General features: G+C 70.8%; 17 protein-coding genes. 9 read left to right on the top strand and 8 right to left on the bottom strand.

Annotated elements, in window-relative coordinates; translation table 11 throughout:
* Nucleotides 1-6: 6 nt before the first annotated feature.
* Both ACFVVM_RS31490 and ACFVVM_RS31485 read right to left on the bottom strand, forming a co-directional pair.
* Nucleotides 7-939 (bottom strand): TauD/TfdA dioxygenase family protein, encoded by a 933-nt coding sequence (locus ACFVVM_RS31490; protein ID WP_387625751.1) that lies wholly within the window; start codon nt 937-939, stop codon nt 7-9.
* A gap of 110 nt (nt 940-1049) precedes the next feature.
* Nucleotides 1050-1820 (bottom strand): deoxyribonuclease IV, encoded by a 771-nt coding sequence (locus tag ACFVVM_RS31485; RefSeq protein WP_387625749.1) that lies wholly within the window; start codon nt 1818-1820, stop codon nt 1050-1052.
* A gap of 116 nt (nt 1821-1936) precedes the next feature.
* On the opposite strand from ACFVVM_RS31485, the gene ACFVVM_RS31480 reads away from it, so the two are divergent.
* The 3 genes from ACFVVM_RS31480 to ACFVVM_RS31470 all read left to right on the top strand — a co-directional run bounded on the left by ACFVVM_RS31480 (nt 1937) and on the right by ACFVVM_RS31470 (nt 7099).
* A complete protein-coding gene (locus ACFVVM_RS31480) occupies nt 1937-3043 on the top strand; it encodes a serine/threonine-protein kinase (protein WP_387625747.1) in 1107 nt (368 codons plus the stop codon).
* Nucleotides 3044-3207: 164 nt separating this feature from the next.
* Complete coding sequence (locus tag ACFVVM_RS31475) at nt 3208-5040, top strand: serine/threonine-protein kinase (RefSeq protein ID WP_387625745.1); 1833 nt, start codon at nt 3208-3210, stop codon at nt 5038-5040.
* Between the two features lie 4 nt (nt 5041-5044).
* Nucleotides 5045-7099, top strand: coding sequence for a protein kinase (locus tag ACFVVM_RS31470; RefSeq protein ID WP_387625743.1), 2055 nt, complete (start codon nt 5045-5047; stop codon nt 7097-7099).
* A 73-nt stretch (nt 7100-7172) separates the two neighbouring features.
* Here the strand turns inward: ACFVVM_RS31470 and ACFVVM_RS31465 are convergent, their stop codons facing one another.
* Both ACFVVM_RS31465 and ACFVVM_RS31460 read right to left on the bottom strand, forming a co-directional pair.
* Entirely contained in the window at nt 7173-8144 is a 972-nt protein-coding gene (locus ACFVVM_RS31465; RefSeq protein WP_387625741.1) for a GNAT family N-acetyltransferase, read from the bottom strand.
* Between the two features lie 52 nt (nt 8145-8196).
* Nucleotides 8197-8484 (bottom strand): hypothetical protein, encoded by a 288-nt coding sequence (locus ACFVVM_RS31460; RefSeq protein ID WP_387625739.1) that lies wholly within the window; start codon nt 8482-8484, stop codon nt 8197-8199.
* Nucleotides 8485-8736: 252 nt separating this feature from the next.
* Here ACFVVM_RS31460 and ACFVVM_RS31455 point away from each other — a divergent pair, with 252 nt between their 5' ends.
* Nucleotides 8737-9390, top strand: coding sequence for a hypothetical protein (locus ACFVVM_RS31455; RefSeq protein ID WP_387625737.1), 654 nt, complete (start codon nt 8737-8739; stop codon nt 9388-9390).
* 75 nt (nt 9391-9465) lie between these two features.
* Here the strand turns inward: ACFVVM_RS31455 and ACFVVM_RS31450 are convergent, their stop codons facing one another.
* Together ACFVVM_RS31450 and ACFVVM_RS31445 are read right to left on the bottom strand one after the other, a co-directional pair.
* Complete coding sequence (locus ACFVVM_RS31450; RefSeq protein ID WP_387625735.1) at nt 9466-10593, bottom strand: acyl-CoA dehydrogenase family protein; 1128 nt, start codon at nt 10591-10593, stop codon at nt 9466-9468.
* A gap of 9 nt (nt 10594-10602) precedes the next feature.
* A complete protein-coding gene (locus ACFVVM_RS31445; RefSeq protein WP_387625734.1) occupies nt 10603-11775 on the bottom strand; it encodes an acyl-CoA dehydrogenase family protein in 1173 nt (390 codons plus the stop codon).
* Nucleotides 11776-11951: 176 nt separating this feature from the next.
* Here ACFVVM_RS31445 and ACFVVM_RS31440 point away from each other — a divergent pair, with 176 nt between their 5' ends.
* The gene (locus tag ACFVVM_RS31440; protein ID WP_387625732.1) at nt 11952-12788 is read left to right on the top strand and encodes a hypothetical protein; all 837 of its coding nucleotides are present in this window, start codon (nt 11952-11954) and stop codon (nt 12786-12788) included.
* A 326-nt stretch (nt 12789-13114) separates the two neighbouring features.
* Here ACFVVM_RS31440 and ACFVVM_RS31435 read toward each other — a convergent pair whose 3' ends face one another.
* On the bottom strand, nt 13115-14029 hold the full coding sequence (locus ACFVVM_RS31435) for an SMP-30/gluconolactonase/LRE family protein (protein WP_387625730.1): 915 nt from the start codon (nt 14027-14029) through the stop codon (nt 13115-13117).
* 250 nt (nt 14030-14279) lie between these two features.
* Between ACFVVM_RS31435 and ACFVVM_RS31430 the strand changes: the two genes are divergently transcribed.
* Genes ACFVVM_RS31430 through ACFVVM_RS31415 form a run of 4 tightly spaced genes read left to right on the top strand, consistent with a single transcriptional unit; the run spans nt 14280 to nt 17441 of the window.
* Complete coding sequence (locus ACFVVM_RS31430; RefSeq protein ID WP_387625728.1) at nt 14280-14885, top strand: alpha/beta hydrolase; 606 nt, start codon at nt 14280-14282, stop codon at nt 14883-14885.
* Nucleotides 14886-14903: 18 nt separating this feature from the next.
* The gene (locus ACFVVM_RS31425; protein ID WP_387625726.1) at nt 14904-15293 is read left to right on the top strand and encodes a hypothetical protein; all 390 of its coding nucleotides are present in this window, start codon (nt 14904-14906) and stop codon (nt 15291-15293) included.
* Nucleotides 15286-16731, top strand: a complete 1446-nt coding sequence (locus ACFVVM_RS31420) for a WXG100 family type VII secretion target (RefSeq protein WP_387625724.1) — start codon at nt 15286-15288, stop codon at nt 16729-16731. Before ACFVVM_RS31425 ends, ACFVVM_RS31420 begins: the two co-directional genes overlap by 8 nt.
* Entirely contained in the window at nt 16713-17441 is a 729-nt protein-coding gene (locus ACFVVM_RS31415; protein ID WP_387625722.1) for an ESX secretion-associated protein EspG, read from the top strand. The genes ACFVVM_RS31420 and ACFVVM_RS31415 overlap by 19 nt, the downstream gene beginning before the upstream one ends.
* A 13-nt stretch (nt 17442-17454) precedes the next feature.
* On the opposite strand, the gene ACFVVM_RS31410 is transcribed toward ACFVVM_RS31415, so the two are convergent.
* Nucleotides 17455-21456, bottom strand: coding sequence for an AAA domain-containing protein (locus ACFVVM_RS31410; RefSeq protein WP_387625720.1), 4002 nt, complete (start codon nt 21454-21456; stop codon nt 17455-17457).
* Between the last annotated feature and the right edge of the window lie 33 nt (nt 21457-21489).

Genomic DNA, 21489 nt, shown 5'->3' with positions numbered 1-21489 from the left:
CTGTACTCAGCTGGCGAGCAACTCCACTTCCTCCACGATCGAGTAGTCCTCCGCGTTACCCGCGACGACCGTGCTGCTGCGCCCGTCGACACCCACCGGGATGTCGCCGGCCAGCGTGATCCGGGTCAGCCGGCGGGGCTGGTTGTCGTAGTCGTCGATCGCGTAGTGCTGGGTGGCCCGGTTGTCCCAGATCGCCACGTCACCGTCGGCCCAGTTCCACCGGGTCGTGTTCTCCAAGCGGGTGACCCGATCCTGGAACAGCCGGAACAGCGCCTGCGACTCACTCGTGGACAGCCCGACGAAGTTCTTCACGAAATGCCCGAGCAGCAGCGCGCGCTCGCCGGTCTCGGGGTGCACCCGCACCACCGGGTGCTCGGTCTCGAAGTAGGTCGACTGGAACTCCGCCCGGTACTGCTCGGACTTCGGGCGGATCGGCTCCACATTGCGCGCGGCGTAGTCGTAGACATTGGTGTGCACCGCCCGCAGGTTCTCGGCGAGGACCTTGAGCGAATCGGGCAGCGAGTTGTAGGCGGCGACGGTGGAGGCCCAGGTGGTGGAGCCGCCGTAGGTCGGCAGGTACTCGGCGCGCAGGATCGAGGCCTTCGGCACCCGGTCGACGAAGGTGACGTCGGTGTGCCAGGAGTTGGCGCGCCCGTTCTCGGAATCGATGGCCAGGCTCTTCACACCCTGCGACTTCACGGTCGGGTGCGGGGTGGTCGGGCTGCCGAGCAGCTGCGCGAACTCGTGCTGACCGTCCTCGGTGAGGTGCTGCTGGCCACGGAAGAAGATCACCTTGTGCTCGTTGATCGCGCGGCGGATCGTCGCGACGGTCGCCGCGTCCAGATCACCACCGAGCCGGACGCCGTCGACCTGGGCGCCGATGTGCGCGCCGAGCTTGGTCACCGTCACGGTGGCGGGGGTGGCGTGGTCGACCGTCATGGGGATCACCTTCACTTCGTTCTCGATCGGTTGTGTGCATCAAGAACACCGCGAAAACGGTTGCTACCCCAGGTTTTCGTTCGCGGTGATCGCAACGACCACCGCGGGGCTCAGCCGAGGTTCTCCCGCAGGTAGGCGAGGTCCTCGGCGACGCCACCGACGGGCGTCTCCAGGATCACCGGGGCGTCGGCGGTGCGGCAGACCTCGACCAGCAGCTGCGGGTCGATGGTGCCGTCGGCGAAGTTGGCGTGCCGGTCGGCGCCGGAATCGAACTCGTCGCGCGAGGAGTTCAGGTGCACCAGATCGATGCGGCCGGTGATGGCCTTGATCCGCTCGACCACGCCGACGAGTTCCTCCCCGCCCGCCCAGGCGTGACAGGTGTCCAGACAGAACCCGGCCCCGTACTCGCCGACCGCGTCCCAGAGCCGGGCGATGGCATCGAAGTGCCGCGCCATCGCGTGATTGCCGCCCGCGGTGTTCTCGATCAGGATCGGCACGGCGAATCCGCCCTTGTCCTGCTGACGTTCGAACAGCTTGCGCCAGTTGTCGACTCCGGTGTCGAGCTCGGCGTCGGAACGCACGTGCCCGCCGTGCACGACCAGACCGAACGCGCCGAGTTCGGCGGCGGCCTTGGCCTGCTGGGCGACGGCATTGCGCGAGGGCATGCGCAGCCGATTGTTCAGGCTGGCCACATTGATCTGATAGGAGGAGTGCACGACCACGTCGATCGGGCTCGCCAGGATCTCGGCCGCCTTGGGATGCGGCTGGGGTTTGTCCCAGCTCTGCGGATCGACCACGAACATCTGGATGACCTCGGCGCCGAGCTGCTCGGCGAACCCGATCGGATCGCCCTCGTCGCGAACGTGTGCTCCAATGCGCATGAGGCCACCCTAGTGCCGGGCACCGACAGGATCGATGACTGTTGCACCGCGGGGACTTCAGGAGATACATCGGTAGAATTCGGACGGGTGCTCTGCCCTGGAGGGGGTGACTTCGCGTGTTGCGCAAAGGCGACGTGTTCGCCGGGTACACGATCCGGCGCGTGCTGGGCCAGGGCGGCATGGGCGTGGTGTACCTGGCCAGGCACCCGCGGCTGCCCCGGTTGACCGCGCTGAAACTGCTCAGCCGCGAGCTGACCGCCGATCAGGAGAGCTGCCGCCGCTTCGAGCGCGAGGCCGATCTGGTCGCCCAGCTCGAGCACCCCAACATCGTCAATGTCTACGACCGCGGCACCGACGAGGGCCAGTTGTGGATCTCCATGCAGTTCGTGGCGGGCACCGATGTCGCGACCGCGGATGTGAACGTGCTGACGCCGGGCCGGGCGGTGCAGATCCTCGCCGAGACCGCCACCGCGCTGGACTTCGCGCATGCCAGCGGCGTGCTGCACCGCGATGTGAAACCGGCCAACATCCTGCTCGCGAAGCCGCCGATCGGGCGCCCGGAGCGGGTGGTGCTCACCGACTTCGGCATCGCGGCCGTCCGCGACAGCGAGACCACGCTGGCCTCGGCGGGTTCGATCACCGCCACCCTCGCCTACGCCGCGCCCGAGCACCTGACCGGCGCCCCGCTGGATCATCGCGCCGACCAGTACTCCCTGGCCTGCACCCTGTTCTGGATGCTGACCGGCTCGGTCCCCTTCCCCGGTCCCAGCCCGGCCACGGTCATCCAGGCCCACCTGAGCAAGCCGGTGCCACCGCTGCGCAGCCTGCGCCCCGACCTGCCTCCGACGCTGGACGCGGTGCTGGCCAGGGCCACCGCCAAACATCCCGACGGGCGGTTCGCCAGCTGCGCGGAGTTCGCCGCGGCCGCCAGGTCCGCGCTGCTCGCGGTCCCCGGCCCGTGGCACCACGAGCAGCCGACGGCCGCCGGTGTCGTGCTGCGCGCTCGCGAGCCCTACGCCCGGCCCGCGACGCCGCCGCAGGGCTATCCGCACACCCCGCCGCCCACGCCCGCGCAGCCGCATCCGCACGCACCGCGCCCGGGCACCGGCGCGACACCGATCCCGGCGCGGCGGGGCGCACCACGTCCGGGGACCATCGATTTCCCCGGTGGGCGCAACCATCCCGGCTATGTCGTGCCGCCCCAACAGCGGCGACCACCGTGATCGCGGTGGGCTGTTCGCCCGTCCAGCAGGCAGCCGTCCGTAACCCCGGCGACTGCTAAGGTTTCGTAGATTTTCCCGTGGCGGGCCACCGGCGGCCGCGGCTTTTTCATGCTGTACGCGCGTGTGCTGGTGGGTCCCGGCGCACGGCGGGAAGTGGAGCAGACATGCTGGCCAACGGAGATGTCTTCGCCGGCTACGTCATCGAACGGCAGCTCGGCCGTGGTGGCATGGGTTCGGTCTATCTCGCCAAGCATCCTCGCCTACCGCGGATGACCGCGCTCAAGCTGCTCAACCGCGAGATGTTCTTCGATCAGGAGGTGCGGGCGCGGTTCGAACGGGAGGCGGACCTGGTCTCGCGCCTGGATCACCCGAACATCGTCACCGTCTACGACCGCGGTCTCGACGACGAACAGTTGTGGATCTCCATGCAGTTCATCGACGGGATCGACGCCGCCTCGGTGGACCCGCAGACGCTGCCGCCCGCCCGCGCGCTGCAGATCGTCAAGGAAACCGCCGACGCGCTGGACTACGCGCACGGCATGGGCGTGCTGCACCGCGACGTGAAACCGGCCAACATCCTGCTGGCCCGCTCGGGTGCCGGACGCGGCGAGCGCGTCTATCTCACCGACTTCGGCATCGCCCGATTGCGTGACGACACCGGTCATCTCACCCAGACCGGCACCTTCACCGCGACCCTGGCCTACGCCTCGCCCGAGCAGCTCACCGGCGCCTCGCTCGATCACCGTTCCGATCAGTATTCGCTGGCGTGCACGCTGTTCTGGCTGTTCACCGGGTCGGGTCCGTTCACCGCGACCAATCCGGCCGCCGTCATCCAGGGCCACCTGCAGCAACCACCGCCGCCGCTGAGCACTGTGCGACCGGGCCTGCCGTACGGCCTCGACAGCGTGCTGGCCAAGGCGATGGCAAAGCGTCCCGACGATCGCTTCGACACCTGTTCGGATTTCGCGAACGCCGCGATCGCCGCGCTGAACAACCAGAGCACGCCGGGTCAGCCGCTGGCCGGGCCCCGGCCGACCACCGGCGGCGCGATGCCGATCACCGGCGGTCCGCGACCGATCACGGGTGGCGCGATGCCGCAGACCGGTTCGCCGTATCCCCTTGCGGCACAGGGTCCGATGACCGGTGGGCCGATGGGCACCGTCGGGCCGATGGGGCACACGGGCACCCAGGGCCCGCTGACCGGTGGACCGATGACGGCCGGTCCGATGACCGCCAACCAGACGCCCTCCCCGCTCACCGGTGGCGCACCGACCCAGAACCCGTACACCCAGCAGTCCCGGCCGCAGTACCCCACCCCGCCCGCCCCGCCGCGGCCGCCGGTGAGCGCACCGTACGGCCAGTACGCGCAGGGGCCGCGCCCGCCGTCGAAGTCCAATACCGGGCTGATCATCGGCATCGTCGTCGCCGTGGTCCTGGTGATCGTCCTGTTGATCGCCATCGGCATCGCCGCCAGCGGTGACGATTCCGGGGGTGGCACCACCACGACCACGTCGACCAGCGCGGCGGCGGCCGCGCCCGTCACCCCGGACGCCGATGCGATCAGCGCGGCGTTCGGCCGGATGGTGCCCGCCGACACCGACGGCGAGACCGGCTACAACAGCGCCAAGTGCTGGGAGACCGACACCAGCTACACGCCCTCGGCCAATCGTGGCGACCCCGATTTCGGCGCCTGGGTCTGGCAGTGGCGGTGCTACGACGGCGGCGGCAGCTCAAGCGACGACCCGTTCTACCGGTTCTACGTCTACAACTCCGCCGCTGACGTGCAGGCCGTGATCGACGGGCTGCCCGCCAACACCAAGTCCACCGACACCAACGGCGGCAAGCAATACACCAACTACAAGTACACCGACAACGGGAACAAGATCCTCACGGTGTTCACCGGCGAGCCCGACCGTGCCCAGTTCCTGATGTTCACCGATGGTTACGGTGAGGCCGACGAGGTGCTGCGCTGGTGGCGCTCGGCACCGCTGAACTGACCCGATGATCGACGAGGGCGGCGTCTTCGCCGGATACACCATCGAGCGGCTGCTCGGCCGTGGCGGGATGGGCTCGGTGTACCTGGCGCGCCATCCCCGGCTGCCCCGGCGCACCGCGATGAAGCTGCTGAACCGGGAGTTGTTCTTCGACAACGAGATCCGCGCGCGGTTCGAGCGCGAGGCCGATCTGGTGGCGCAGCTCGAGCATCCGAACATCGTCACCGTCTACGACCGCGGTGTCGAGGACGATCAGCTGTGGATCTCGATGCGCTACATCGACGGTTCCGACGCGTCCTCGCTGCCCGCCCCGGTCGACCCGGCACGGGCGGTGCGCATCGTCGCCGAAACCGCCGCGGCGCTGGACTTCGCGCACAGCCGGGGCGTGCTGCACCGCGACGTGAAACCGGCCAACATCCTGATCGAGCCGATCGAGGGCGGCGAGCGGGTCTATCTCACCGACTTCGGCATCGCCCGCCTGCACGACGACAGTGCCGCCAAGCTCACCCAGACCGGAACCTTCACCGCCACCCTGGCTTTCGCCTCCCCCGAACAACTCTCGGGTATCGCCCTGGACGGCCGCGCCGATCAGTACTCCCTGGCCTGCACCCTCTACCGATTGCTCACCGGCACAACCCCTTTCGAAGCAGCCAATCCGGTCACGGTGATCCAGGGCCACCTGCAACAGCCACCACCCCGAGCCAGCGCCGCCCGCCCCGGACTCCCCGCCGCACTGGATGCGGTCCTGGCCCGCGCCATGGCCAAACGCCCGCACGACCGCTTCGGCTCCTGCGCCGAATTCGCTGCCGCCGCAGCCCATGCCCTGACCGATTCCGCTCCGCCACAGTCGTTCCCGGGCGCACCGGCAACCATGACCTACCCGCCGAACTCGCCCTACACCCCCGCCCCGGGCTACCCACTGGCAGGGAACCCGTCCTGGCCGTCGGGTAGCGGCCCGGCGGGCACCCCGCAAGGCGGATTCGCGCCGTCTTGGCCCGCAGGTGTCATGGGTTCCACGCCATCGCCGATGGGAGGCAACGCGTCCGGCGCCACACCGTCGTGGGCACCCGGATCCGGGTGGGCGGCGGGCGGCGGGCCCGGCGAGGCACCGTCCTGGCCGGCGGGCCATGCGTCCAGCCCTGCGTGGGCGGCGGGCACGCCCAACTCCGCACCCTCTTGGCCGGTGGGAAACGCACCGAGCCATTCCGGCAACACACCCGGCTCCGCTCCTTCGTGGCCCGGGGGCACCGCGCAACCACACGACCGCGGCGCCTATTCGAACCACGCATCCGCGCGGAACGCCGAGCGTCCCCGTGATGCCTCCGCACCCCGCGCCGCGGGCGAGCGCTCCTCGGTCGCCGAGGCGTATCTCGGACCCAAACGTGACTCCCGTTGGCAGGCGTCACCGATCGCGTGGGTCGCGTTGCTCCTGCTGCTCGGGCTGGTCGGCTGGCTGATCGTCAGCCTGGTCACCAGTCCGGCCGACGGCTCGACGACGCAGGGCGGTCAGGAAGCCGGCCCTGGCACAACGACATCCGCCGCGCAGAGCCCCTCGACCACCACCACGGTACCGACGACCGACCGGCAGACCATCGGCGCCAATGCCGCCAAGCTCAGCGATCAGTTCCCGCGCATGCTGCCGCACACCACGGCCGACACCCTGGTGCACGCGGGTTCGGGGCTGGGCGGCGCGGGCTGCTTCGCCTACGACCGTGCCACCGCCAACCGCGACTCCGATGACGCCGACATGGGCGACTGGCTGGTCATGTGGCGCTGCTTCGGCGGCGGCAACAAGGCGACCTACGAGTTCTTCCTCTACCCGTCGGCCGCCCAGGCCGCCCAAGCCGTCGCGGGCCTGCCCGCCAACGACGCACGCCCCGCCGTGCACAACGGCCGCGACTACACGAACTTCGTCCTGCACGGCAGCCAGGCCCGATCCCCGCGCATGGTCACCCGCTTCGACTCCGAGCCCGCCCACGCCGCCATCCTCATGTACAACCGCGGCTTCATCGCCACCGAAACCCAGCTCCTCGACTGGTGGCACTCCGCCCCCTTGGCCTAGGTACCTGGACGGCTGATCACCAGGCACTCAGGTGAGTATCGGCCGAGAGGCGAACGCCACCAGTGCCTGGTGATCAGCGGTCCGGATCGGGCTGGGACAGGGTGTGGTGGACGAAATCGCGGACCGGTTCGAATCCGATGGCCTGGTAGATCTTGTTCGAGGTGGGGTTGGCGAGGTCGGTGAACAGGCAGGCGTCGGCACCCTCGGCACGGATCCCGGCGGCGACGGTGGCGGTGAGCGCGCTCGCGAAGCCGTTGCCGCGCAGGTCGGGTGGTGTGTAGACCGGGCCGATCCTGGCCCAGCCGAGAACCGCGGGCTGCCGAGCGACGAGGGCGACCGGAGCGCCGTCACGTTCCCACAGCCACCACAGTCCGGCCTCGACCCGCCTGCGCACCGCCGCCTCGTCCAGGCGCAGCGGCGCACCGCTCTCCGCCGCGAACGCCCTGACCAGCTCGAGGCAAACGGCGGTATCGGCCACGGTCGCCCGGCGAGCCGCCCCCTCGACCGCAGGCACCCGCAGCGCGCCCGCGGCCCCTGATAGCTGCGACGCTTCCGCGGACTCTGACACCGGCAGCGCGCCGTCAGCCCCTGGCACCCGCAGCGAGCCGTCGGCCCCTGATACTTGCAGCGCACCCGTGGCCCCTGGCACGCGCAGGTCGCCGAGCCGGAACAGACGGGTCGAGTATTTCCATCGGTAGCTGCCGTCACCGACCCTCGACCAGTGCGCGGCGAAGGCATCGGCGTCCGCGACGGCGCCCTCCACGCTGCGCAGGGCCACGCCGTCCGCGACGAACGCGTCGGCGACCGCGGGCACGCTGTCGGCGGGAAGCTCACCCAGGTACACCGAACCCTGGGTGCACATCGCCAGACCGACGGTCGCGCCGTCGCGGACGGTCAGCAATCGCGTCGCCATCGCGCCGGAACGCCCCTCGGCCTGGTTGACGGCGGTCGTGGCGATCACCGTATGGCGCAGGGGGTCCCGGCGCAGGAGCGGTCCGGCCTCGGCGAGGAACCGGGCGGCGTCACTGGTGATGTCGATGCGCACGGCATCGACGGTAAGCGTTCACGACAGTGGACGCAGCGGGTTTTCCGGTGCCTCAGGTCGTTTCGCGCGCTTCCCGGTCGGTGCGCAGCTTCAGCAGGATCAGACCCGCGGTGCAGGCCAGGATCAGCCCGGCGACCGCGATCTCCACGTGCAGGCCCGCGATGCCGAGCCCGGCGCCGACGAGTCCGCCGACGAAGAACAACCAGCCCATCACCCGCGCGACGACCGCGAAAGCGCGGTTGTCCGGCGGGGTCGACAGTGCGTGCTGGAATTGTGCCGCGGTGGCCGAATCGAGTTTCGCCGTCACGGTTTCCAGCCGGGGTGTCGAATAAGCTCCCATCAGATTCTCCTCATGACGCCGATCAGATTCTTGCGTCGCGCACACCTCGCGCGTCAGGGTTCGGTTCGGGCGTCTCATGCGTAACTTTGCTCACACACGCTACGACTCGGCGACGCCCGGTGCGCGCGACACGTCCCCACGACACGCTGAAGAGATCAATCCGATATCTGACCCATGAGCATTTAAAATGCGCTCTTTCGCCGGTCCTGCACTACTGTGAGGCGACTCGAAGCCGACGAGGAGTAGCAGGCGATGGATGAAGGCAGGGCCAAGGTCATAGGTCCGGCAATCGCTGCAGGCGCGGTGTCGCTCGGACTGATCGTCATCGGTGCGTGCGGTGTCGGCCAGCAGGAGGTGTACGTACCGGCGCCGCCACTGAGCGCCGATCTGGCCGCGGCGCCGACTCGGCTCCCCGAGGAACCCACCGCGACCACCTACCGCATCGAGATCCCGCCCTCACCGAGCTGGCGGGTCGCGCCGTACATGTCGCCGCGGAAACCGTTCAGCCTCAGCTCCACCGAGACCACGCCGAAGCCACCGGCCGAGGACGAGGAGAGCACCGAGTCGAGGCCACCCGAGGCCGCCGCCGACGAGCCGCGGACCCCCGAGACCACCGACGACTCGACGACCGCACCGGAACCGACCCCGGAACCGACCACCGTCGAGCGAACGACCACCACCCAGCCCGCCCGCACCACCACGCGCCCCGTCCCGACCCGCACCGTCGCTCCCCCGCGCACCAGCCCGCCGGTTGAGGAGACCGAGGAAACCGAGGACCCGGGCTATTCCCCGACTCAGGCCTACGACCGGCTGACCACCACCGCGCAGCCCACCGCCACGGCGACCACCCCGACCGCCGACGCCGTCCCGACCCCGACGACCACCGCCACCGAGCCGGTCGGCTGAGCCGACTTCTCCGATCGGCCTGAGCGGTGACGATGGCGCGCACCCCGAGGGACACGCGCCATCGCCAAAACAGCCCTACAGCTCCGGCAGGTCGTACTCGCCGACCCGATCGGCCAGCACCCGGCGATGCTCGAGCGCACCGCCGAGGATCTGCCCGATCGCGGTCAACCGCGCGACATAGTGGCTCACCGGGTACTCCGCGGTGACGCCGATGCCGCCGTGCATCTGGATCGCTTCCTGCCCGATGTGCTCGGCCGACTTGCCGACCTGCAGCCGCGCCCGCGAGGCCACCACCGGATCGTTGCCGCCGTCGGCCAGCGCCGCGGTGGCGTAGAGGCTCACGCTGCGGGCCAGTTCCAGCGAGACGTAGCAGTCGGCCGCGCGCTGGGTGAGCGTCTGGAACTTCGACAGCGTGACGCCGAACTGCTTGCGGGTCTTGAGGTACTCGGTGGTCAGCGTGAGCGCCACCTCCATCGCCCCGACCGATTCCGCGCACAGCGCCGCCTGCGCGTACCCCTGGGCGAGCGCGATCTGCTCGGCCGCGTCGATGGTGTCACCGAGCAGCGTGGCGGTGGCGCCGTCGAAATCGAACTGCGCGCCGCGGCGGCCGTCGAAGGTGCGGTAGGCGCGCCGGTGCACGCCGGTCTGATCCGGGTCGACCAGGAACAGCCCGACGCCGCCGCCGGGCAGCACCGCGCTGACGATCAGCTCGTCGGCCACGTCACCGTGCAGCACCGGATTCTTCACGCCGGTCAGGGCGTAACCGTCGCCGTCGGCCGCCGCCGTAGTGGTGAGTTCGGTCGATGGCCAGCGCTGGCCCGGCTCGTTGTGCGCGAAGGCGAGCAGGGTCGTGCCCGCGGCCAGGGCGGGCAGCAGGCGTTGCTTCTGCTCCGCGCTGCCGGTCAGTTTCAGCAGCTCGGCCGGGATCACCACCGCGTCGAGCACCGGTTCCGGGGCGAGGGCGCGGCCGAGTTCCTCCTGCACCAGCATCACCTCGACCGGGCCCGCGCCGACGCCGCCGTCGTCCTCGGGGATGGTCAGGCCGAGCACGCCCAGATCGGCGAGCTGCTTCCAGACCGTGCGATTCCAGCCGGGGTCGGTCTCGCCCACCTTGGCCAGTGCCTCGCCGTCGTAGAAGCGGTGTAGTAGCTCGCGCACGGTGTCGCGCAGCATCGTCTGTTCGTCGGTCAGTGCGAGATCCATGTCAGCGCCTCACAATCCGAGGATCGTGGAGGAAATGATCGAGCGCTGGACCTCGCTCGAGCCTCCGTAGATGGTCACCTTGCGGTAGTTCAGGTAGCCGGGGCCGGTGTGCTGGGCCCAGCCGGGTGAGGCGATGCCGTCGGCGTCGACCGGCAGCGCGTCGGGGCCCGCGGTCTCGAGCAGCAGTTCGGTGGCCGCCTGCTGCAGTTCCGAGCCGCGCAGCTTGAGCACCGAGGACGCCGGATTCGGCTTGCCGTCCACGGAATTGGAGACCACGCGCAGCTGGGTCAGCTCCAGGGCAAGCAGTTCGTTCTCCAGCTCGGCCACCCGCGCGGCGAACACCGGGTCATCGAGCAGCGTGCCGTGCCCGGTCCTGGTGCCGCGCGCGTAGTCCTTGGCCAGGCCGATCTTGACCTTGGTCTTGCCGATCCCAGTGATGGAGGTCCGTTCGTTGCCGAGCAGGAACTTCGCGTAGGTCCAGCCCTGGTTCTCCTCGCCGACGAGCTGATCGGCGGGCACCCGGACGTTCTCGAAGAACACCTCGTTCACCTCGTAGCTGCCGTCGATCAGCTTGATCGGGCGCATGGTGACACCGGGGGTCTTCACGTCGAAGAGCAGGAAGGAGATGCCCGCCTGCTTCTTCGGCGCGTTCGGATCGGTGCGCACGAGGCAGAAGATCCAGTCGGCGTACTGGCCGAGGGTGGTCCAGATCTTCTGGCCGTTGACGATGTAGGAGTCGCCGTCGCGCACGGCGGTGGTGCGCAGCGAGGCCAGGTCCGAACCGGCGTCGGGCTCGGAAAAGCCCTGGCACCACCAGATGTCGAGCGCGGCGGTGGGCGGGAGGAAGCGCTGTTTGAGTTCCTCGGAACCGAACTGGGCGATCACCGGGCCGACCATGGAGGCGTTGAAGGTGAGCGGTTCGGGGACCGAGGCCAGCTGCATCTCGTCGAGCCAGAGGTGGCGCTGCATCGGCGTCCAGTCCTTGCCGCCCCAGGCAACAGGCCAGTTCGGCACGGCGAGACCGTTGTCGTTGAGGATCTTGTTCGCGGTGACGATGTCGTCGCGGGACAGTTCGTGGCCGTATTTCACGCGGTCCCGGATCTCGACCGGGATCTCGGTGCGATAGAAGTGCCGGAGCTCGTCGCGGAAGGAGAGCTCTTCAGGGGACAGGGCCAACTTCATACGGGTCTCCCAGCGTCTAGTAGCCGTCGTCAGCAACCTACCCTTCCTCGGTGTCGACTACATCACACTCGACCGTTCGCGTGGCACCGGCGCCAGCTCGGCGACCCGGCCGACGACCTGGTACGTTGCCAAAAGCGAGCCGGGTGACCGGCGAGGAGCCATCGAGGAGTTTTCGGGTGAACGGCAGATCCATCGCAGGCAGGGCGGCGACGGTCACCGCGGCGAGCATCGGTGCGCTGGCGCTGCTGGCGGCAACCGCGAGCGCCGCGCCGACGCCACTGGAAGACGGCATCGCCCAGCTCACCGAGATCGCCGGCGACGACGCCGCGACCAAGGCCGGAGTCGGCGCGATCGACAGCTTCACCAAGATCGTCGGGCCCGACACGCTGCGCGACATCGCCACGGAGTTCACCCCGTTCACCTACGCCGCCCCGACCTTCGGCTGCGGCAGCAACGGCCCGATCACCACGATCATCGCCGCCGCCACCTTCGAGGGCCCCGGTCCGCGCACCGAGAACAGCCTCGACCCCGGTGACATCCGGTTCAGCGCCAGCCCCCGCCACAGCGGCGTGCCACTGTCCTCGGGCCTGAGCGTGGCCTGGGTGAACATCAACACCGGGCACAGCGGCGTCGTCCCGCTCGACGACCAGACCGAATACCACATGCCCTCACTGTCGAAGACCGTGCACAGCGGGGCGGGCACCGTGGTCGCCTCGATGTGGGGCACCATCGACTACCCCGGCTCGCGCTGCGTGATGACGCCCACCGTAGGCACTTTCGTCATCCCCGACCTGCCGGTCGCGGTGCCCGAGGCACCCGCCGCGCCCACCGAGCCCGAGGGCACCAGCCCCGGCTCGGGCGAATCCTCCTCGGGTACACCGCGGTCACAGGCCCCCGCACCCCAGAGCGCGGCCCCCGCACCGGCTCCGGCCCCCGCACCCGCCGAAACCCCGCCGCCCGCACCGGCCCCCGCGCCGCCTGCCCCGCCGGCCGCGGTCACCGTCGGCGGCTGATCCACCACCAGCTCACGCGGCTCGACCGATACCGACACACGGGTACCTCGGGTCCGCACGCCCCGAGTTCAGCCGACAGCGCGTGCCTCCACACACGCGAGAAGCACAGCACGCGTTCTCGACGATGTTGGACGGTTGATCACCACGCCCTCATGTGAGCATCGGCCGAGAGCGAAACGCCACCAGCGCTTGGTGATCAGCCGTCCAGCTCGTGCAACGCCGAGTTCGTTCCGCTGCGACACGGTGGATCCCGGTCGGCGCCTCGTATCTGTCCGTCGCCGCGGCCAGGTGCGGCACCGACACGGCAGGGTCGCCGCGATGTTGGTTCAGTCGGCCGGGTGGATGCGAAGGACGGTGCCCTCCTCGGAGCCCGCGAGCAGGGCTGCGGGATCGGCCGGGTCGGCGACGACGGCGGTGAGGGGCTGGGTGGACAGGACCGTGCAGGTGGCGCCCGTGGTGGGGTCGACGCGGACGAGTTGTCCGGCGAGGGTGGTGACGTAGAGGGCGCCGTCGCGCACGACCAGGTCGTCGACGAAGTCGGGGAGGCTGCCGAAGGAGGTCAGGTCGGCGATCGTGGTGGCCTGCGCCGGATTCGTGCGCGACAGGCGGAGCACGCGGCCCACCGGTCCGCTGTCGGCGACGAAGTTCGCCGTGACGTAGACCGAATCACCGGAGACCACAACACCATTGGGTCCCTCAACGCTCACCGCGGACCACCAGTCCATGTCCTCGCTGCCGTCGGGGCGCAGGCGGTGCAGGCCGTTGCCGGTGGCGACGTAGAGGTTGCCCTCGTCGTCGAAGGCGGCGCCGTTGGGATGCGGGAAGCCGGTGGCGAAGGTTTCGAGGACGGGGTCGGCCGCGGCCGGGTCGAAGCGGAGGATCCCGCCGGAACCGGCCAGCGGCGAGTTCCCGGTGACCACGTACAGCAGCCCGTCGGGCCCGAGCCGGACCGCGCCGGGGGCCGCGACGGCGACGGTGGCGGTCAACCTGCCCGCGCGGTCGTAGCGCTGTACCTCACCGCGCATGACCCGCGAAACCCACAGGTCCCCTTGCCCGTCGATGCCGAAGTTCTCCGACCAGTCCAGCAGCGGCACCGTCGACCGGATCGCGACGTTCTGGCTCGCCTGCCCGCACGCCGCGAGCGGCTCCGCACCGGCGACGACGGCCGTGCCCAGTGACGTGGTGGTCGCGACGGCCGCACCGACGACAACGTGGGCGACGCAACGACGGAACGACAACATGCACAAACCTCGACTCTGCTCGACCAGTTCGACGCGCGAAGTCTAACGGCTGACCCCCGGCGACGGAATGCGCCCGTCACCCACCACCGCGTCGCGCCGCCGATTCCGCTCGCTCGGCGAACGCCCCGGCTCCGCCCCTGTCCCACACGACAATTCGCCGCTCACCAGGTCAGCGGTGGAACCGCGGCGCCCTACCGGTCGTGGAAACATCCGACAGCGCGACAGCGCGTGCGGCGGCGATAATCGGCCGGTGCCTTACTTCGACGGTCCGCGTGGGCGACTGCATTACCGGCGGTGGCCGGTCGAGGACGACGCGGCGGTGATCGTGTTGCTCCCGGGGACCGGACAGCACAGCGGGCACTATCACCGGTTCGCCGCGGCGCTGCGGTCGGCGGGGATCGAGCTGTGGACGTTGGACACGTCCGGGCAGGGCTTGAGTGAAGGGGATCCCGACGCGCCGGGGACGGTGGCCGAGCTCGCCGGCGACGCGCGCGGACTGCTCGAGCTGGTTCGGTCCGAGGCCGGCGCGGCGCCGGTGTTGATGGGGCATTCGCTCGGTGCGGTCACAGCGCTGGCTGTCGCGGCGGAGAACCCGGGTGGACTGGGTGGTCTCGTCGTCTGCGGCACCCCGCGCCGAGCCCTCGACAACCTGCCCGACCTGGGCCTTTCGGTGCTCGCGGTGCATGGAATCGATGACCGGCGGGCACCCATCGATGCGATCCGGCTATGGACAGCGCGCCACCGATCGGTAGATTTGCGCGAGTACGCCGACGCCGGACACGACCTGTTGCACGAACCGGTGCAGCATCGGGTGGCGGCCGACATCGCGGCGTGGGTACGCGCCGCGGTGCGATGAACGACGAAGGGGGAAACGGTGCAACCGAATCGAACGGGGCTGCCGAACACGGCGGCACTCGGCCAGGCGGTCGAGGAGGGCGGACTGTGGATAGACGGAGTGCTGGTCGCCGACGGCGCGCCCGAGCGCTGTGCCCAGCGCTACGAGCGGCTGGCCGACGAGGCCGAGGCCCAACTCCGGGTACTGAGCCAGGCGGCGGTGCTCCCCGGGTTCGGCGGGCTCGCCTCGGGCGCGGCCCTGCGCACCGGATTCGAAACCAAGGCGGGCGACGCGCTCGATCAGCTGCGCGCGTACGCGAGCGCCGCGCGTGATCTCGCGGCCCTGTTCCGCGCGGCGGGCACGGCCTATCAGGACAGCGATCAGGCGCTGGCCGGTGCGATCAACAGGGCGGGTGCGGGCGATGCGTAGCCTTTCCGGCCGTACCGACCCGGACTACGTGTCCGTCGTCGAGGTCTTCGACAATCTCTCGCACGCCGAGATCCACCAGGCCGTCGGCCAACTCGATCCGGCCGCCCTGGCGAGCGCGGGCGAGGTGTTCCTCACGACCTCGACCGGACTCGGTGACAGCGTGGACAGCGCGCACGGCGAGATCCGCGCCGCCATCGCCGACGGCTGGCGCGGCACGGCCGCCCAGCAGGCCTCCGACGCGGTGCGCGATTTCGAACAGGCGGGGCGCAAGATCGCGGACGTGCTCACCGCGGTCGGTGTCCGGCTCAGCCAGGCGGGCGACGCCGCGGAATCCCTTCGCGCCGCCATCGCCGAACCCGATGGCACACAACCGGATCCGGCCGCGGCACTGCTCGACAGCGGGCAGGCCGCCGACAATGCCGCGATCGTGCGGCAGGCCGAGAACGCGCGCCTCGACGCGGTCCAGGCCATGGAGTCGGTCTACGCCGGGGTCTTCCTGCCGACCGGTTCGGGAGTTCCCGCGTTCCCCGGGATCGACACGGTGACAGGCGCTGTCGCTGGATCGACCGCGCCCGGCGCCGTAGGTGGCGCGCCGTCCACCACGATTCCCGGCGATCCGATTCTGTCGGCTACGACATCGGCGACCGATCCCGGCGCCACCGTCGCGGCCGGATTCGTGCCGGGTGTCGTCGGGCCCGATACCGCGTCGGCGTCAGCCGGTAGTGGCCAGGCTGGTAGTGGAAACAGCACGGGCACAAGCACTTCCACGGCATCGGCCGGGGCAGCAACCGCCCCCACTGTGGCGACTTCGACCCGCACCGGAGATCCGAGCCGTCCCGCGCAGGGCACTTCGGTGACGAGCGGTGCGGGCGCGTCCAGCACGGCAGCTCCGGTCGGCTACGCCAAGCCGTCTGCCACCGACCCGCGCAACCGCCGCGGCGGTACCGGAACCAACTCCGCACACCCCGGCACCGCACCGGACTCCGGGCAGGGCACGAGTCCCAACCAGGCCACCGGGCCCGGCACCGGTTCGAACTCGACTACGGCAGCGAGCACCGCCGACCGCTCCGCCGTCGACGCGACCACCTCGGCGAGCACGACCGACACCGCATCGGGCACCGAGACCGCGGCGAGCACCACGGATTCGATGGCGGACGGGCGCGGTGCCGCCGGAGGCGAGGTCGCCGCGGGGATGGGCGCCGGCGCCATGGGCGGACTCGTGGGCGGCGCGCTCGCCGCGGGCGATCAGACACGGCAGCCGGGTGGTCCGCGCAAGCCCCCGCCGGAGCCGGAACCCGAGGACGAGGACGACGAGTTCCTGCGATTCCTCGACGAGGAGCCGACCTATCTGGAGCCCGCCGACGAGGTGAACGCGCTGATCGGCAAGCTGGAGCCGACCAGTCCCCCGGTGCTCGGTGAATGGTCAGAGCGGGAGTGAACTGGCATCTCAGCCCGGACCAGTTCGCGCTGGCCTGGGCCCGCACCGACGGCGACCGGATCCCGTATCCGCTCGCCGTCCGTGCGTCCGCCCGCGACACCCTCGAACGCGCCGCCCAGCAGCCCGCGCTGGACGCCTGGTGTGCCGCCACCCTCGACGCCGATCTGTCGGCGGCGCTGCGGGTGCTGGCCAAGCCGGAGATCCGGGTCGAGGTGCGCGGACAGGCCGGCGGGCCGGTCCGGATGCTCGGGGCCGTCACCGGTGACGTGGCCGTGCTCGCCGTGCAGGCCCCCGGCACCGCCGAGGACCGGGGCGGCCCGGTCCATGTCCAGGTAGGCAGCACGAAACGTTTCGCCGCCCAGGTGTTCACGCGCATGCCGGCGCACCCGATCGGCACCGGTCCCGCATTGTCCGCGCCCGCGGCCAGGGTGCGCGAGGACAGCCGCGACCTGGTGACCGCGCCCGTCGCCGGACCTTCCGAGGCCGCGCGGGTCCGCAAACTGCTGCAGCGGCCGCGCTGTGGCATCGGGCAGATCCTGGTCGGCGCGGGTGCCGACGAGGCGCCGACCGGGGTGCTGTCGTGGATCGATGTCACCGGCGACGGGCGCTATCTGCTGCACGCGGCCCGCCACGTCGACATCACCCCCGCCACCCCGCAGTCCGCGACCGACTGGTTGCGCAGGCTGCTGCGCAACGTGAACGGCGGCTAGCCCCGCGGGCCGGTCAGGTGTCGAGGCGGAGGAAGCCGACCAGGGCGGCCAGTTCCTCCGGTGTGTCCGGCAGGTATTCGGTGAGCAGCGGCGAACGGATCACGATCGCCTTCCACATGGCCCGGCACAGGGTGGCGTGGATGACGGTGCGCGAGAGCAGGGGGCGCATGCCGAAGGGGGCGTCGGCGGGGGTCGAGGTGGTCATCGACAGCAGGACGACGGCGGCTTCGCGGCCGCGGAAGCGGTCGGGGGTGCCGACGAGGACGTCTTCGATCTTGGCGCGCGCCAACAGGGTTCGGATGCGGGCGACCTGGGCGGCATAGGGGGCGACGACGAAGACGTCGTGCGGGTGCAGTTTGTGGGCGCGGCCGTCTGCGGTCCAGGTCTGGCCGAGCAGGGCGCGGACCCGGCGCACGACTTCGCGCGCCTCGGCATCGGATTCGGTGGCGCTGCCGCGATGTTCGACCAGCACGGTGCTCACACCGGGCGAGATCCCGGCGAGATCGCGTGCGCGCGTGGTGCTTTCAGCGGCGCGCAGGCGACCGCCGTAACAGCTCGCCGACACCGGCTCGCACAGCGCGGGGTGCATGCGCCAGGTGCGGTCGAGGAAGTAGCCGCGTTCGGCGGGCAGGGTGGGCGCGCCCTCGAGCAGCCATTCCAGTGCCGAGACCTGCACCGGCTGTGAATGCGCGGCCAGCGCGCGGGCCGGAACGGGGTCACCGATCAGCAGGAGGTTGCGCGCGCTGACGGCGACGGCGACGGTGTCGGCCAGGGAGAAATCGCCCGCGTCGGCGATCACCAGCAGGTCGAGTGAGCCCGGTGCGATGAGGGCGTCGTCGACGAAATCGGCTGCGGTACCGCCGATCACGCAGCCGTTGACCGCGTTGTCGAGAAAGCGCGGGTACCGGGAGGCGTCGATGGCCGACCAGTCCGGTCCGACCGAGGCGACATCCTTCTTCGCCACGAGTTCGGGCAGCAACCCGGCCTCCACGACCGCGTCGAAGATCCGCTCGATCACCGCGTGTGACTGCGCCACCACACCGATCCGCCAGCGATGGCGGGTGACGAGGCGTTCGATGGCACGCCCGGTGGTGCCGGTCTTGCCGGTGCCGGGCGGGCCGTGCACGGCCAGGTACGAGGCGTCGAGCGCACCGGCGGCGGTGGCGAGGGCGGTGGCGATGTCGCCGTGGGCCGGGGGCAGTTCCCGGCCGTCGCGCAGCCGGGGGGCGCGGCGCAGCAGCAGGTCGTAGACGGCGTCCTCGGGGACCGAGGGCAGCGTCATCAGCAGGTCCTGGGCGGTGAACTCCAGGGCCGCCTCGATTTCGGCCTCGCCGTCGGGCGGGCCGGGGGCGATGGCGGCGGGCAGGTCGTCGTAGGGCGGGCAGCCCGCGGGGAGCAGTTCTTCCAGGCGGACGGTGTCGTCGAAGTCGGCGTCGACGGCGCAGCCGAGCACGGTGGCGGTGGCGGTGGCGCGGCGGCCGAGGGTCTGGGTCATGCCCGCGGCGGCGGCGCCGTCGTAGATGGTGACCATCTGGGTGCCCGGGGTGAGGGTGGCGCCGGTGCCGAGCCGACCGGTGAGGGTGAGGTAGCGGCGCATCGTCGGAAGTTGCGGCGTGCGATGCCATTTGGTGTCGACGGTGCCCCACTCGGCCACGAGCACCCCTGGCGCGTCGGCCCATTCGCCGACGGGATGACCGAGCCGGTCGATGTGCGCCCACCAGCGCGGCTGACGTTCCCGGCGGTGATAGCCGAGGATCGCCGCCATGAGCGCGGCGGCGCAGGCGGCATCGCCCGCGGCGTCGGCGGCGAACTCGGCCAGCGCGGCTTCGAGCGAACCGGGCCGAAGTGACGGCGGCGCATCGGATTCGGCGACGGCGAACCGGGTGCCCGGCACCTCGACCCCGGCCTCGGCGGCCCGATCGAGCAGCCAGTCACGGATCCCGAGCACCGTCGCCGCACGCCCGGCCGCACCCGGCACGAGCGCCGCCAAACCCGCAACGTCATAGGACTGTTCGCCGATCAGCAACGCCGTGCGCACCACCGGCGCGAGGTCGACCAGGGCGCCATCGGCCAGCAACTCGTCGAGCAGATCCGCCCCGGTCCCGAGCCGCCCCGCCCAATCCAGCAGCGCGGTCCGCACACCCGAACCGTAGTGATACACCCGCACATTCGGATCCGCTGCCCGATGCTCACCGATGATGTCGAGCAGCTCGTCGAGCACTCCCCCGTCGTGCATCGGCGGACAGCTCACCGCGCGACCGGACCGCTCGACGTTCACGTCCACGGACTCGACATCACCCACAGGCCGGTAGCCGAACCTGTCCGCTCCCTCGGGACCGAATCCGTCACGCACAGAACGCGATTCCACCGAGTCGGGACTGGTGGCCGTCGGACGATTCCGCACGGTATCCGCCGAACCGAGGTCGGCGTGCGCGGTCCAACCGTCCGCAGCGGTCGCCTCGGCTGACCGGTCGCGGCCGTCATCGGATCGATCGCGGCTGACAGGCGTGTCCGGATGCGCGGGGCCGGCACCCGGCCGGGGCGGCGCCGCGTCTGGGTGCTCGGCCGGAGTGGCACCGCGCCGGTGGGCGGCGGCGGTGGGATCGGTGCCGAGGGTCGATGATCCGAAGACGACGGCATTCGTGTCCGCTGACATCGGATCGACGGGTCGATAGCTCGTTGCCGTGGTGAGGGCGTCGTGGCCGGTGGTTTGTTCGACGGTGACCGCGGCGGTTCGGAAGACGACGGTGTCGGCGGTCGACAGTTCGACGGCGGTGATGGTGCCGTGGTGGTCGAGGTCGATGATCAGGGCGAGGTCGCCGGGGGTGGGGGCGGGAAGGGAGCCGAGGGCGGTGGCGTCGCGGAGGGCGAAGGTGGGGGTGCCGGTGCGTTCGCGGTCAAGTTGGATCTCGGCCTGGTGGCGCAGGGCGGTGACCGTGCGGGGCGCGAGGCCGGGGACCGGGGTGCTCGTGGTGGCGAGGCGGTCGATGGTCAGGACGCCCGCTTCCCGCAGGCGGGCGCGCTGCGTGGCGCGAATACCCGCCACCAGCAGCAGATCCCGCGCGTTGGCCGCCGCGGCACGACAGGTAGCGCAGCGGCCGCAGGCCAGATAGCGGGGATCGCCCCACTGCACCGGCAGCAGTTCGGCCAGCTTCTCCTCGATGATCCACTCCACCCGCGCCCGCCGGGCCAGGTACAGCGGCGCGAGCTCCCCGGCCGATTCCCGCCGCACCCCGCCGAGCACCGACAGATACGCCGACGGATCGACCGCCACCCCCGCCGCCGCCAAGGCGCGCGCGGCAGCCGCGAATTCGAGCCGAGCACACAGCGATTCCCGCACCGCGTCGACCTTGATCGCGTTCACCGACGCGGCGACCCGCTCGAACGGCGTACGCCCCGCGGCCAATTCTCGCCGCAACACCCGAATGTCCTCCGGCGGTAAGCCCGGACCCTCGATGTCGTCGCCGTGATCAGACGCGACCGTCTCGGCCGGCGAGGCAGTACCCACCGGGTCGGTGATCCATCCCGACGGCCCGTCGGTCTGCGCGGTGGGCACATCGACGAGCGACCCCAGCGGATCGACCGAACCTCGCGGTGTGATCGGTGGGCGCACCGGGGTCGGGGCACCCGTGTGCAAGGTGTAGCGCGTGCCGTCGGCGGACCGGACGAGAAGGTCGACCCCGCAGGCGAATCGGCCGTCGAAGAAGACCGCGCCGTAAATGGCGGGGGCGCCGGCGTGCAGAGCTGCGGTGGTGGCCTCTGCGGCGGCGGTGAGGGCGGCGATCCGGGCGGCCGGGTCGGCACCGGCGGCGTCGGGCGACGGGATGCGGGTCAGGGACTCGCCGAAGTGGTGCAGCAGATCCGTGGACGGCTCGGGCGCGCGGAGCAGGGGTGCGGTGTCGGGGGCGCCCGGAAGGTTGCCGAGGGCGGCGTCGATCGCACGCAGCAGCGCGAACTCACAGTCCGCCGCGCGTGCGAGATCGCCGACGGCACCGACCACCCGATCACCGGACACGAACAAACGCGGTCCTCCTGTGTTCACGCACAC

The sequence above is a fragment of the Nocardia sp. NPDC058176 genome (genome assembly GCF_042883805.1).
GTDB lineage: Bacteria > Actinomycetota > Actinomycetes > Mycobacteriales > Mycobacteriaceae > Nocardia.
Note: the sequence above shows the minus strand (reverse complement) of the source record. Positions and strands in the feature narration are given on the sequence as shown.